The following is a 13677-nucleotide window of genomic DNA, read 5'->3' on the forward strand; positions in this document are numbered from 1 at the left end:
TAGGGCAGACTTTTGGGATAAAAAACAGCGTACGGCTTCCAGCTGATAAAACGGAAGTCAGCGCATCCGTAAAAGTTCAGCACTTACAGGAACAACCTGAAGAATAGGACAGTATCTGCTTTTTATTTAGAAGCGTGAGCAGGGAGAACAGTTTCAACATCCGAATGCGGACGAGGAATAACGTGAACAGAGAGAAGCTCTCCTACACGCTGAGCGGCGGCAGCACCGGCGTCCGTAGCAGCTTTAACAGCTCCCACATCACCGCGAACCATAACAGTAACCAGACCTGCACCAATGGTTTCTCTGCCCACTAGGGTAACGTTTGCAGCTTTCACCATGGCATCGGCAGCTTCAATGGAACCAACCAGCCCTTTCGTCTCAACCATGCCTAACGCATCGTTTTTACTCATGTCATACTCTCCCTTACTATCTGTTACATTGTTATTTGCGTGCTCCTTCTGGCACTGTCCGTCGAAATCCATGTAGTAATAAGCAGCACAAGCCGCTCTTCTACATAATTCCACGAATCTCCTGTCTACTCTTATGCAGCTCGACTACAGCAACTCGTTGTATTCAAAAAGAAACGTATGCAAAAAGCACAGATCTCCTTTTAAGTACAAAAGGGTTTGTATCCCTACCTATAGAAACAGAAAGAAATCAGTGTGAAGTAAAGGTTATCTTCATGTAATAGCCTTCAGCTTTTGATCAAATTCACTTTTGATAGATGCTGAAATGAGTAACCGAAGATAATTCTTACGCAGGATAAAAAAGTAACCACCTAAAATAGTAAAGATTTTTTCGCGAAATATTCGCGAACCTTTTTTGAGTATGCGTAAACGTAGCCCTGCCCCCTAAGGGGAAGGTCAAGTTTTTTCTTAGGAAAAAGAACTTTCCCAAATTAATCCTTTTCTATCAGATAGTTATTAAAATTTATTTCTTATTCAGACTTATTTTTCTGCTTTTCCGCTTCAAACATCCAAAAACAGACTTCTCAAACTCTTTGTGCAACTAACTAATACATAAAAAAAGGCCTCTACAGATACATGCAGAAGCACCTTCACAACAATTATGTCTCTATAAAAAACACAGTACATAGCCACAAAAAGTGACAATCCTTTTTTCGATCTTAAAATTTCTAAAGGACAATCAGACCGTTACAGAGTATTGATTATGCTTTCAATGCTCTACAGGCAGTTTACAGACTGTAATAGCGTCAACACAGCGTAATTCGCCGTCAATATTTAACGGAACATCAGGTGTTTTGCATTTCAAACTATAGTAAGTAGCAACCTTACACCTACGTCCCCCTTTACGGCAGCAGAAATTACACTGTCACACACGTAAAACAAAGGACGAAATATGAAACATCGCTCCAACCTATATCTTGCACTGCTTCTTTCATTCTTCTGTGGATTCACCCTGCTCTTTCCCCATCAAGGGTTGTGCGCCAAAGTATACACCATAGGGGACTCCAGTTACGATATTGCACTTGCTAAAGGTAAGCCCCCTGTAAAGCTTGGACCTATTCAGGCAGAAAATGTTCCTGATATTTTCCCTCAATCCTTTTTAGAAAAAGACGGAAGCTACGGTGGCGGAAAGGTTTACCCCTCCATCTCCGCTGCACAAAAAGGGTTAAAAGTATTACTTCAAAAAGGAACACTCCCTGAAGGGTTAACTTGGCATATCTTCGAGCTTGATGCGACATGGGAAGACGATGTCTATGAAATCTCGCAAAGCGATTACCGATTGAATAAACTTCGTATCGTTCGCAGCAGAGCGACGGAGTAACAGCTTCAGATCTCGTGCAAACTCACACTAGCTGCTATTAAAAAACTTCATACTTACAAAAAAGGCGCTTCAGCATACTATGCCGAAGCGCCTTCTGATTACAGACAACAAACCATATTTGTACAAAAACAAAACTACTCAACTACTTACGCACAACACCAATAAGCGGATTTTTCACCGGCTTAGCGATACCATACACCACGGCAATCCCCGTACCGCCTCCAGATGTCGCGGTTCTTCTATCAGGGTCTTTTCGAATCAACGCATCGATAACATCCCAGTTGTTTGCAACCCAAACATTACCAGCATCATCTATCATGGTATCTGTAACTTCCTGTAAAATACCACTTTGATATGCATGGATTAACTCTCCAGCTTTTTTACCTTTTGGGCACACTCCTTCTGCTGCACCACAAACATGCATAAAACCAGTTCCCATAAAATTCGAAGCAAATACGTTATCCACACCATCGATGCTTACGCCCCATCCACAGTACAACTCACCGTTCAGTAGATTCGGTTTTACAACTTCCCCACTTGAGCTAAGCATTGTCACATTTCCTGTAACTGGGATCTTGCTTTCATTAGCTAATAAATTCTCAATAGAAATCCTGAATTCTTCCATAATGCCTGTTCCCTTAGGAATCTTAGGCAGGGGGTAACCAGGGGAAAGGTTCGCTGCGACCCAAACATTCCCCATAGAGTCTACCGCTATTCCACGCGGTGAAACTCCTACGGTAATCTGCTTCGCCTGCTTTACATCATCTGCAGGGAAACGCGTTACCGTGTCGGAAGCTGCATTCGTAACCCAAACAATGTTCTTGCTGTCTATCACTACTGCAAAAGGCCCTCGCAATCCGTCAACCTTTACAATCTCACCTTTTGTGTGATCTCCGTCAGGGAATCGTATTAGCTGATCCTTTTGGTAATCACACACCCAAACGTCACCATTTTGCGCTGTTGCTACTCCTTGCAGCATTCCAATAGAACCATTTACTTTTGCAGGTCCAAGGGGTTTTCCGTTTAAATCGAACACACCGATTTTTTTATTAAATCCAGCAACCCATACTTTATCTAAAGATACTGTTGTCCCCCAACCAATTCCGTCTATTCCCTGTCCGTTATAACCAACAAGATCAGGAGAAAGACTTGACCCGTCCGGCGCAAGTCGCGCAACACCACCGCCAATGGAAGTATTCAATCCAGACTGTGAACCAGGCATCCAGTTTTGTCCGCTCCAAAGATTCGCGTTGGTATCAAACATCATTCTCCCCGGTGAATAAACCCCGCCACCGCTAAAGCGAACCATTAAAGAGAAGTCGTTAGGGACATAACTTAAATAAGGCAAAAAGCTCGTAGCTCGACGCCCCTCACCTTCAGGGTATGGATACGCCTTTGCAAAAAGATCGAAGTACACGTTGGTATTCTGGTAAGGAGTCCGCGCCACAAGCAGCAATGCCTCAAGGGTATCACTGGCGCCACTTACAGAAAGAAACTCGTTACAACGTCCCTTCTTTTCATTACTTCCGCACAAGCTAACCAGCGCTGCTAATGTATTCATACGAGCAACTGTTTCTGAGAATGTCAGGTTCTCTCCGTTCAAAACAGTCTTTCCAAAGCGCCCAGTGGAAACATCTACCAAATTGGGAACTTGTGCAGAGCCAATTTTCACTCCGTTAACAGAGCCACTGAGCCCTTGTTTTGCATCAAATTGCTGTGCATTCGGCCAGATGGAACCAATGGTTGTCAGTTCGTTTACGACAACCTCCTGAATGGAGGACGATGGAAGAATCGCCAGTAACGTCAATGCACCAACGTTCTTATTGTCTATCTTGCCAGCGGAACTGACTAGGTATAGCGGGCGATCAGGACTTGAAGGATGCTCTGAAAATGTCACCCTCCCTTGCAAATCAGTCTTTCCAGCTTCAAGCTTCTTAGGAGTTCCGTCTGCTACAACTTGCCACAAGACAACTTCAGCTTGAACTACAGGGGTCTTCTCGGAAAAAACATGCACCGTCATAGCTGAAGCACAGCAAACAGATATCAATACAAAAACGAAGGTATGTAATACACACTGTAACCTGCCAAACCATTTACACATTGCAGTTCTCCTAAGTCATAAAAGTAATACTGCAAAAGTATACGTAGCCCCCAGACTCAGCATAATGATAACTTCGCGTAAGGCAGTTTACGCACAACAAAGGTATTCCCATCAAAAGAGTTAAGCACATCACTAGTACTCCCTCCCACTCATTCCTCAAGACCTTATCCTTGCGCAGGTACAAAAAGCTGAGAAAATATTCCTAAAAATGAAAGGAGGAGTGTATGTCTCTGGTAAGATTTTTGACAACTCTCTTTATTACAATCCTAAGCTGTTCAATATGGTACAGCTCAGCAATAGCCTGCTCTCGAATTCTTATTACAACCGATCACGGTGAAAGTGTTGTCAGAACACTGGATTGGGATAAAAAGCTTGGAACAATCGCCCGTGTGCACCCTAAAAATGAGAAAAGAAAAACTCGCCCCGTTCCAGAATACAATGTTCCTGCAACATGGGTAAGTAAGTACCAATCCGTATCGTTAGAAGAGCATGATGTTTTTCATGGCACTGCTGCTGAAGCAATCAACGATCAGGGCCTCAGTGCTTCTGTACTCTATATGGACACCTCTAAACCCTTCATAGGTGAATACAAAGACACAGGTGCTCCAGCTGTAAATATGGCTGATGTTGTTAGCTATTTTGCAGAAAATTTTGCAACTGTTGAAGAAGCTAAAAAAGCATTTGAAGCAGGAAAATTTCAAATAGCTTGGAATTCGGAATTGCCTGAAGCAGGAAAACACGGATTACATTTCTCAGTTCAAGATAAGACTGGTGACATTATGCTCATCCAGCTCAATAAAGGGGGAAAAGTAATTGTCCATCATGGAGAAGAAGATCTTCGAGTTATGGCGAACTCTCCCTTACAGCAAGATCACAGAGCATACGTTGCACAATTTGATTTAGAAGATCCTGATGTTTCAAAAAAAATACCTTCGAGCATCAGCTCAAAGGACAGAAACCTGCGGCTAATATGGACAACCAAAAATCAAAAAGGCTGGAAAGGCCTTAACTGGCCTCAAACGGAAGCCAAACTTCAAAGTACATTTGATGCAGGCGCCCTTGTGCCTCAAGAAATCTTAGATCCTTCAACCCAAGCTCCTTACTCCACTTGGATACAATACGTGTACAATCTGGACACCGGTTCTTTTAAACTCAGAAATCTTGAGACGTATAACGACATCCGTTTTTCTATGTCTGACATTGAAGACTTTACAACTCCAATGTGTGCGGACTTAGCAGCACAGGCATCTGAAGGTGAAGGGAAAGCAGTTTGGAAAAAGTGCAAAGAACGTGGAGAAAAGTAATGAGGGTAAAAAACATACGTCACAGCCCGTCGCGACGCAATTTTTGTAAACAATCTTTATTAACAACTGCTGTCGCAGCCACTGGATTCTCGTTCGCCAATAAAGCTCAGGCTGCACAATCTACAACCAAGATGCCTAATGAGGAACATGCCGTGTCAGTTCATTATGAATGGGGAACTCTTAAAGAGGTTGTTTGCGGAATTCCAAATCTGGTGATCCCCAAAAAATTACCCGATGTTGTTTATAATTATGCGCCAACAGAAGGGATAAAATTCTTTGAAGCAAACCTTGGAAAAACCTTAGAGGAAGCAGACCCCAAGACATTCGCCAAGGCCAGTGAACAAATGGATACTGCGATAACTATCTTGAAGAAACGAGGTGTCACTGTACATCGTCCAAACAAAGTAACCTCCGACGAAAATGCTTACCTTTCTCGAATTTTTCCACCTAGTGTCATTCAATTCTTTCCGCGAGACCCAATGCTTGTCATAGGAAATAAATACATCGAAACAGAACTCTTTATACCGCTAAGACGGCGGGAACGATTTGGTATCAGAAGCGCAATCGCAAATAGGTTGGCAGAAAGCAATGCACAAGTTGTTTCAATGCCAGTGGCAATCCCAACCAAAGAAGACAAAGACGGATCGTGGGGACCGGGGCCCTTCCTGGAAGGTGGAGACGTTTTTCTTTTTGGAAAAGACATTTATGTAGGTAATTCCGGAAACGCAAGTAACAGTGCAGGAATCGCGTGGTTACGACAATATCTAGGTGCAGAGTATGCCGTACACGAAATAAAACTCACCCCCAAATTCCTGCACTTAGATTGCTGTCTAGCAACTCCCCGTCCCGGGTTAGCAGTCATTTGCCGTGAAGCCTTTGTTGACGGACTTCCTGATTTCCTCAACGACTGGAAACTCATTGATGTACCTTTTACAGATGCAAAAGAGAAACTAGCCTGTAACGGGCTTGTTATTGATGAAAAAACGATCATGATCTCAACCGGTCTAGATTCACTTGCTCAAAACCTGCGTAACGCCGGACAGGAAGTTATCGAAACACCTTTTGACGCGATAACCCAGTATGCAGGCGGCTTCAGATGCTGGCACCATCCTTTAGTCAGGACATCAAAAAAATAAAATATACGTAAATTCATAGTAACTACATCACAAAAAGAGGCAACGTAGATTAACAACGTTGTCTCTTTTTGTAACCAACCCGATAATAAATGCTATTTACCCAATCTTACCCAGTCTACCTAATGGGGGGGGCATATCACTTCAGGGGTAGTATCATTAAAATTCCAAAATAATTAGCTTAAAAAATAGCATACCTTCATACAGTAAAACTAAAAAGAAAAACGAGAAGGATAATCAAAATAATGACAACCAACAGTTAAATGTCCAGATTCTTCTGTAGCCATTACCGAATCTACTAGATGAGGAGCCGATAGCATATTGTCTTCGTAAAGCAGAACTAAAAAGTCTTTTTTAACACTCTGACTAACCAGTTTATCCAGCAATGAAAAATTTTTTCTAGAAACAGCTACAGTGTGGACTGTTTGCTTATTTAAATTCTTTCTAACACCACTCAAAATAGACTTTTTTTTCTGCAAAAATAGTGAATCAATATTATACGCGATTGTCCAACCTGCCCCAAAACCAATGGAGATATCTTCCGTTGGTAATTCAAGCTCTACAATTACCTTTTCTCTAAAATGATTTTTTTTATTTATTTCATTTAATTCATTAAAAAATGAATCAGCATTTGATCCTGTAGTATTTTTTACTTGTAAAACAATTTTTTCCAACTCAAAAAAATCTGAAGAAAATAGATCCGTTAGCGTAACGGTATTCTTAGACCCCCAGATCCAAATTTTTTCATTTTCATATATTACTGGAATTACAACGCTTGAACACCCTAACCACACTGCTTCTTTGAGTTTTCCAATAGTGGTGATTTCCTGCACACCGACACGCTTATGACGGGCTTTCATCGCGTTGACATTAGCAGGCAACCAAAAAAAGCTATTCTTAATATTGGCGTATGCAACTGTACCATGCACTGTTTTAGCCGTAGAAGCAGGAAGAAAGTAGTCTTTCCGCGAAATATCTCCATACGCGTTATAATGGTCGCTTTTCAAATTGGTAATTCCAAGCATCGTATCAAATAAAAAATCATTCGAGTACAGCTTCTTTTTATTACCACTCAAGCAAGTAAATGTCTCGCGGTAGTCCTTTCTGTAATCTGGTGAAAACCACATCCAGAATGGAATTTGTGTCATATCATATGTAAACCGGCCTGAATCATGTCGACGCCCTTGAACAACATCATCTGCATGATCAGAGAGATATAAAAAAGCTGCTGAAGTATTTACGGTGTGTTTTTGAAATAATTCAAAAAGAGCCATCACAACTTTATCATTATACCTCACGCTATTATCATAACCTGTTACCCGCACAACGCACTTTTCAGATCGTGTTGATCCAAACAGCTTTGCTGGCAACTCATCTTTAAAATATGCAGCACCGACTGGATATCTCTCTCGATAAGAACCGTGATTTCCCATAAGGTGGATAAAAATCACTCTATTCTTATGCGAAACTTTTTTGAGCACCTCATCAAAGAAAGGAATTAAGTCCTCGTCATATCGTTGAGTCCTTATTTTTTCCCCATAACTTTTATTCAAAGAAATTACATGATCTGCACTCGTTCCAATAACTGATAGAGGAGTATCCCACGATCCATACAATGCCTGATTAGTAAGCCAATATGTTTCAAAACCAGCTTTTTTAAAAACGTCTAGCAGTGATACGGAGTCTAAAAGCTTTTTTTTATTCTGTTGGTTTGCGTCTGTAAGAGCATACTGAAGGGTCGGGACAGTGTGTGTATGGTTTGAATAAACAGCATCAAATCGAATAGCACCTTCATCTTGAAGAATTCGTTTCTGTTTTGGCGTAGTATGCCTAGGATAACCATAAATCTCCATATGATACTTGTTTAATGATTCACCTATTACAATCACATACGTTTCATTTGTTCGTGAAGGAGCTTTGTACGCTGTAAAAGTTTCTTTATTGTTTGAAAGTGCTTCTTTCATTCTCTTAAATGCAGCGACTTCTTTCTGATACCCAGCAATAAATTTGCTTATATTTAATAACCTTGCATTTTGAAAATACACTACTCCAAATAACATGAGAGAAAAAAGTAGTAGCAAAAAATCTAATCGACTTACTTTAGCCTCAATTCTTTCATTTTTCTTTATTAAAAAGATAAAACATATGCTTATTAGCAAAAAAGGGATTATAAGGTATATTGAAATTTGATCTTTTGCGTACTCACTTGCCTCTAATAAATTTGTTTGCATCATTGCTAATAATACATCTGCTGTAACAGGTACACTATACAGCACATAGTAGTCGAGGTATCCCATTGCAATTAAAACAAGGATGTACTCCACAGAAATTACACTGAACGCAATATAATGCTTTATAAGACCACAGCATTTATTCCCCATACATAATACAAGAAGTAATGCGAAATTCATTATGGTATAGCTAATTTGGTGCGCGGAATGAAGCGAACCAAAAGTAATTGTATCTGTTATAAAGAAAAGTATTGTGACAAGATAAAACAGAATCCCTTGTAGCAGCATTCTGTTTCTATCCATATACAATAGTATACCTCCCCAAAAAAGTGGAATAGCTATTCTAAATCTTATATCATGAAATAAAAACGTGCTAAATAAATATGTTACAACTACAAATAGAGTTATCAGAAAAGGACGACTATTAAACCTTTTGTTTTTATCCACAACCAGCGACACTAAAAACTTACTTACAATATCCATATGTTACCCTCCTCTAATAGACATAAGTCGACTAATTGAGGAGCAACACATAGTCAAGACACAAACTATATCGAATATCAAACAATCTTCAATCATCTTAGGATAATATCACTACATCAACATTAACTTCTGTTGTTGCCAGTTAAAAACGACTGATTGTCTTAGCATGTGAACAATATCACCCTGCTCCCTTGCTGTTAATTTCCTGTGTGGTAAAATTATAACATTACCCTCAAATATTGAATAATTACCTCAAGGAGCACAGGATGAAACCCCAAAGAATACTTGTTCCAGTAGATGGTTCAATTTCGTCAAAAAATGCAGCTAAGTATGCAGCGTATCTTTCCGTACAGACTGGTGCCAAAGTAACAATCCTTAATGTCTACGGACCAATTAGCCAGCTACTGACAGGAAGAGGGCTCAAAATTATTAAAGACGAGCTGTCCAGTCATGCAGAGGAAATCCTACAAGAATATAAGGCGATGATGGAGGAATGCGGAGCCACTGTTGATACCATCGCTAAAGCTGGTGAAACCGGTAATACAATCTTAAATACTGCTGATAAAATAAACAGTGACCTGATTGTTATGGGATCTCGTGGGCACTCCGCAATTGAAGGAGCAATCATGGGAAGCGTCGCTATTAAGGTATTGCACGGTGCAAACTGCCCGGTACTTGTGACCAGACATATGCGCCATCACTACCCTGAACACGCATGTTTTGCCTAATTAAACTGGACACAAAAAGCCCCCTGCATGCAGGGGGCTTTTTTCTTCATTAATTACGGAATCTTCGTCGTAAATATTTATCAGTTTCTATGACCAAAACAACCGAGAATGCAATCAAAGTACACATGCCCCATTCTCCCAAACTCAATGGTCTCGTACGGAAAATAAATTCCATTGTAGGAGAAGAAACAACCCATACCTGAGCCAGCAATGCGAACGTCATGCTCAAGAAAAGGAATCTATTTGAAAACGGATTTATTCTGAACACAGAGGTGTATTCAGAACGAGAGTTGAAAGCCTGGAAAAACTGGAACAATACCATAGTAGTCATCGCCATGGTTCGTGATTTTTCAAGCTCATACCCAGAATTCAATGAGTGCGTAAAAATGAAAAATACTCCCAGCGCAATACAAACACTAACAATCACTGTCCGCTGTATGAGTAAACTGCTAACAATACCCTCTTGCGTAGGGCGCGGAGGACGCTCTTCAACATCATTCTCTCCTGGCTCAAATGCAAAAGCCACATCCTGCAAACCGTTCGTTACAATGTTAACCCACAGCAACTGTGCTGGAACATAGGGAATTGGGATACCCACAACCATTGTTAACAGGATGGACCAGATCGCTGCCAGCCCAGTCGGCAGTAAGAAGAAAACGGCCTTACGAAGGTTGTCAAAAACAATGCGCCCCTCACGTACCGCATGAAAAATACTTGAGAAGTTATCATCAACAAGAACCATATCAGACGCTTCTCGTGCCACATCTGTGCCTCCTTTACCCATAGCAACACCGATATGTGCAGTCTTAAGGGCAGGAGCATCATTCACACCATCACCAGTTACAGCTACAATCTCGCCTTGTCGTTTCAACGCATTAACAATACGAAATTTATCCTCAGGTGCAATTCGTGCAAAAACAGACGTTCTGCGCACCATCGCATCCAGTTCATTTTCATCGAGGCCAGTCAACTGTGTACCAGTAACAGCACCAGACTCTGCTCCTTGCAGGTCTAAGCTACGTGCAATAGCTGTTGCTGTCTCTGCATGGTCACCCGTAATCATAACAACACGAATACCTGCATTGTGGCATTTTGTAACAGCTTCAATTGCTTCAGGTCTCAAAGGATCAAGCATTCCCTGCAACCCGATAAAAACGAGGCCGGTAGATACATCACTATCGCTGATAGCTGTTGTCCCTTCAGGCATTTCTTTAATAGCAAAGGCGAGAACACGCATTCCTTGTGAAGCATATTCTCTGGCTTTTTCCATTATGGCATCACGGTTCAAACCTTCGCTATACGCACACTCTGTACAAAGCTCCATCAAACGGTCATGTCCACCTTTCACAAACATATAGGACTTTCCGTCCTTCTCATGCAGTGTAGCCATAAACCCACGCTCTGATTCGAAAGGCAAAATTGCCTTTTGAGGCCAATCTGCTAATTCATGCTCTGTCCGTAAACCAGCTTTTTTTGCAGATACAATTAATGCCCCTTCAGTCGGATCTCCTTCTACTTCCCAAACACCATCGCGCTGAACGAGTCTCGACTCGTTACACAACAGTCCAACACGAAGTACATCAAGTTGTCCCTCTGTCAGCACAGGAGAATTTCCGTGAGAATCTTCAAATTGTCCTTCTGGAGCATAACCAATGCCGCTAACCGACAGATCATGAACTCCATCAAACAACTGCGTTACGGTCATACGGTTAACCGTAAGAGTGCCTGTTTTATCGGAACAAATAACAGTAGTGCTACCTAATGTTTCCACGGCAGGTAAGTTACGTATGATTGCGTTATACCGCACCATTCGCTTTACACCTACAGCCATTGCAATCGTTACTACAATGGGTAAACCTTCCGGAACTGTCGCAACCGCTGCGGCTACTGCAGTTAAAAACATCTCTTTTACAGATGTTCCTAAAAAGAGACCAAAGAAGAACAGTAAGGTCGTAGATAACATCACAAGAAGACCGATGTATCTCGCAAGCTTCTCAATCTTCTCTTGAATCGGAGCAACAACTTTGCCTGCTGACCTGATTGTATCAGCAATTATACCAAGCATTGTCCGATCGCCGGTTTCGACAACCACACCTTTTGCCCTGCCATTCACAACAATCGTGCCCATAAAGACCATATTGGTTTGGTCACCGGGAGATAAACCGCTCTCTTCTAAAGCTTCAGTCGACTTGATTGCAGGAACAGATTCACCCGTCAGCATGGACTCATCAACTCGCAATTCTGTTACGGCAAACAACCGGACGTCTGCAGGAACCATTGCGCCTGAAACCAAGGAGACGATGTCGCCTGGAACTAACGCGGCGCTTGGTATCTCCATCTCTTTACCGCCACGGGTAACGATAGTTTTGGGTGTAATCATTTGTTGCAAGGAACGGACACTGCGCTCTGCTTTTGCTTCTTGAACAAACCCAATAATCCCGTTCAAAAGAATAACCGCTGCAATAACCAAAGAATCAATATATTCGGCAAGCGCGAGAGTAACGACAACAGCAATGAGTAATATTAAAATCAAAGGACTTTTCAATTGATGAAAAGCAAGACGCCAATAGTTAACATCTTCTTCCTTCCCCACCTTGTTTTCACCATAACGCTCACGTAGCGATTCAACCCGTTCAGGAGTCAAACCATTAGAGTCTACATCAAACGATTTGAATATTTCATCTTGAGATTGAGTATACCATTCCATAGTCATCTCCTTGTGAAAGTGGCATCCCTTAAAGCATATCAGAATTCATGACAGGAACAAGATAATCAAAACAATTTGCCTGAATCATAACGGGTCTGCTATAAATATAGAATTACCACCTTGTCACATGAGGATATTATGCATAACGAAAAAAAGCAGAGCCAAGATCTTACGTTACGCGAAAAGTGCAATATACTTGGTAAAGAAGATCCACTTATCAATTTGTTGGAAAAAAACATCAGGCTGGCGGTCAAGTGTCTGGCAATACTCATGACATTTGTCATAATCTGGGGCATTTTTGATGTCGTTTGGGTATTATACCAACGCATACTTGAGCCGCCTTTTATGCTGCTCAACATTCACGACATCTTAGCAACATTTAGTGCTTTCATGGCGGTACTCATCGCAATTGAAATATTTGCAAACATCACGATGTACCTACGCGAAGACGTTCTGCATGTTCGAATGGTTGTGGCAACCGCCCTCATGGCGGCAGCTCGAAAAATCATCGTACTGGATTTAGAATATACAAATGCCCAAGATATTGCAGCCATTGGCCTCGTTGTACTGTGCCTCGGCGTGACTTATTGGTTTTTAGGAAAAAAAGAAGAAAGCAAGTAGGAGCATCTTTTAAAAGAACTCTCTCTAACTTACTTGAGAAGGGAATAGTTCGGCTGGAAATAGATAAAAATACAAGCTGTGCCTAAACACCACAAACAATGCGCATTAACCGTATAATAACAAAAAAGCTCTTACCCTTTCGTGTAAGAGCTTAAATTGCTTGGCGTCCCCAGGGGGATTTGAACCCCCGTCGCCTGCGCTTATGCAAATGCTGGTACCCCATATCGAAGGAACGGAAAAAACACTTTCTGCCTCCCTCAGGCTGTCGCTTCTCAGTGGTGATTAGATTCCTAAAGAGCTTCCAACCAAGTTGCGCAGGCTTGCACCGCAAATGACCACCGTAAGTCTTGGCAGAGCAACTAAAACTTCCATCTGGTCGGTGTTACACCCCATTGTGGAAACCATGCCTAATTGGAACAGCATCCCCTACGGGCGGCCTATGCGTAACCAACGCATGTATGTTCTGGACAATGCCTTTGCCCATCGCCCTGAATGGGTTCTCGGCGTTAATATAGAGTTGTTTCGGGACATTGACGATCTGGAAAATCTTCTCAATGCATTCCACTCCGACGAGAAGGCGT

At 41.7% G+C, this 13677-nt stretch carries 10 protein-coding genes; 6 read left to right on the forward strand and 4 right to left on the reverse strand.

The window, feature by feature from the left end; translation table 11 throughout:
* Positions 1-122: 122 nt before the first annotated feature.
* Positions 123-410, reverse strand: coding sequence for an ethanolamine utilization microcompartment protein EutM (gene eutM / locus QZY95_RS06315; protein ID WP_290920767.1), 288 nt, complete (start codon positions 408-410; stop codon positions 123-125).
* Between the two features lie 949 nt (positions 411-1359).
* On the opposite strand from eutM, the gene QZY95_RS06320 reads away from it, so the two are divergent.
* Positions 1360-1788: a DVU_2496 family lipoprotein gene (locus QZY95_RS06320; protein ID WP_290920770.1), complete on the forward strand. Its 429-nt coding sequence runs from the start codon at positions 1360-1362 to the stop codon at positions 1786-1788.
* Positions 1789-1930: 142 nt separating this feature from the next.
* Here the strand turns inward: QZY95_RS06320 and QZY95_RS06325 are convergent, their stop codons facing one another.
* Positions 1931-3889, reverse strand: a complete 1959-nt coding sequence (locus tag QZY95_RS06325) for a hypothetical protein (protein WP_290920772.1) — start codon at positions 3887-3889, stop codon at positions 1931-1933.
* A 224-nt stretch (positions 3890-4113) separates the two neighbouring features.
* Here QZY95_RS06325 and QZY95_RS06330 point away from each other — a divergent pair, with 224 nt between their 5' ends.
* Together QZY95_RS06330 and QZY95_RS06335 are read left to right on the forward strand one after the other, a co-directional pair.
* Positions 4114-5193: a linear amide C-N hydrolase gene (locus QZY95_RS06330; RefSeq protein WP_290920775.1), complete on the forward strand. Its 1080-nt coding sequence runs from the start codon at positions 4114-4116 to the stop codon at positions 5191-5193.
* Positions 5169-6329, forward strand: a complete 1161-nt coding sequence (locus QZY95_RS06335) for an arginine deiminase-related protein (RefSeq protein ID WP_290920793.1) — start codon at positions 5169-5171, stop codon at positions 6327-6329. The genes QZY95_RS06330 and QZY95_RS06335 overlap by 25 nt, the downstream gene beginning before the upstream one ends.
* A gap of 209 nt (positions 6330-6538) precedes the next feature.
* Here QZY95_RS06335 and QZY95_RS06340 read toward each other — a convergent pair whose 3' ends face one another.
* Entirely contained in the window at positions 6539-9040 is a 2502-nt protein-coding gene (locus tag QZY95_RS06340) for a phosphoethanolamine transferase (protein ID WP_290920779.1), read from the reverse strand.
* A 266-nt stretch (positions 9041-9306) separates the two neighbouring features.
* Here QZY95_RS06340 and QZY95_RS06345 point away from each other — a divergent pair, with 266 nt between their 5' ends.
* Positions 9307-9768, forward strand: a complete 462-nt coding sequence (locus tag QZY95_RS06345) for a universal stress protein (protein WP_290920782.1) — start codon at positions 9307-9309, stop codon at positions 9766-9768.
* 49 nt (positions 9769-9817) lie between these two features.
* Here QZY95_RS06345 and QZY95_RS06350 read toward each other — a convergent pair whose 3' ends face one another.
* Positions 9818-12475, reverse strand: a complete 2658-nt coding sequence (locus QZY95_RS06350; RefSeq protein ID WP_290920784.1) for an HAD-IC family P-type ATPase — start codon at positions 12473-12475, stop codon at positions 9818-9820.
* Positions 12476-12613: 138 nt separating this feature from the next.
* Between QZY95_RS06350 and QZY95_RS06355 the strand changes: the two genes are divergently transcribed.
* On the forward strand, positions 12614-13096 hold the full coding sequence (locus tag QZY95_RS06355; protein ID WP_290920787.1) for a phosphate-starvation-inducible PsiE family protein: 483 nt from the start codon (positions 12614-12616) through the stop codon (positions 13094-13096).
* A 331-nt stretch (positions 13097-13427) separates the two neighbouring features.
* Positions 13428-13677: hypothetical protein (locus QZY95_RS06360; protein ID WP_290920790.1), on the forward strand; the 250-nt coding region annotated here is incomplete at its 3' end.

Source organism: Halodesulfovibrio sp. (assembly GCF_015482765.1).
Classification (GTDB): domain Bacteria; phylum Desulfobacterota; class Desulfovibrionia; order Desulfovibrionales; family Desulfovibrionaceae; genus Halodesulfovibrio.

What these genes read in the sequence shown, in the direction of transcription:
- QZY95_RS06325 (WP_290920772.1), bottom strand. Translation starts at nt 3,889, where the DNA reads ATGTGTAAATGGTTTGGCAGGTTACAGTGTGTATTACATACCTTCGTT.
- QZY95_RS06340 (WP_290920779.1), bottom strand. Translation starts at nt 9,040, where the DNA reads ATGGATATTGTAAGTAAGTTTTTAGTGTCGCTGGTTGTGGATAAAAAC.
- QZY95_RS06320 (WP_290920770.1), top strand. Translation starts at nt 1,360, where the DNA reads ATGAAACATCGCTCCAACCTATATCTTGCACTGCTTCTTTCATTCTTC.
- QZY95_RS06350 (WP_290920784.1), bottom strand. Translation starts at nt 12,475, where the DNA reads ATGGAATGGTATACTCAATCTCAAGATGAAATATTCAAATCGTTTGAT.
- eutM (WP_290920767.1), bottom strand. Translation starts at nt 410, where the DNA reads ATGAGTAAAAACGATGCGTTAGGCATGGTTGAGACGAAAGGGCTGGTT.
- QZY95_RS06345 (WP_290920782.1), top strand. Translation starts at nt 9,307, where the DNA reads ATGAAACCCCAAAGAATACTTGTTCCAGTAGATGGTTCAATTTCGTCA.
- QZY95_RS06355 (WP_290920787.1), top strand. Translation starts at nt 12,614, where the DNA reads ATGCATAACGAAAAAAAGCAGAGCCAAGATCTTACGTTACGCGAAAAG.
- QZY95_RS06330 (WP_290920775.1), top strand. Translation starts at nt 4,114, where the DNA reads ATGTCTCTGGTAAGATTTTTGACAACTCTCTTTATTACAATCCTAAGC.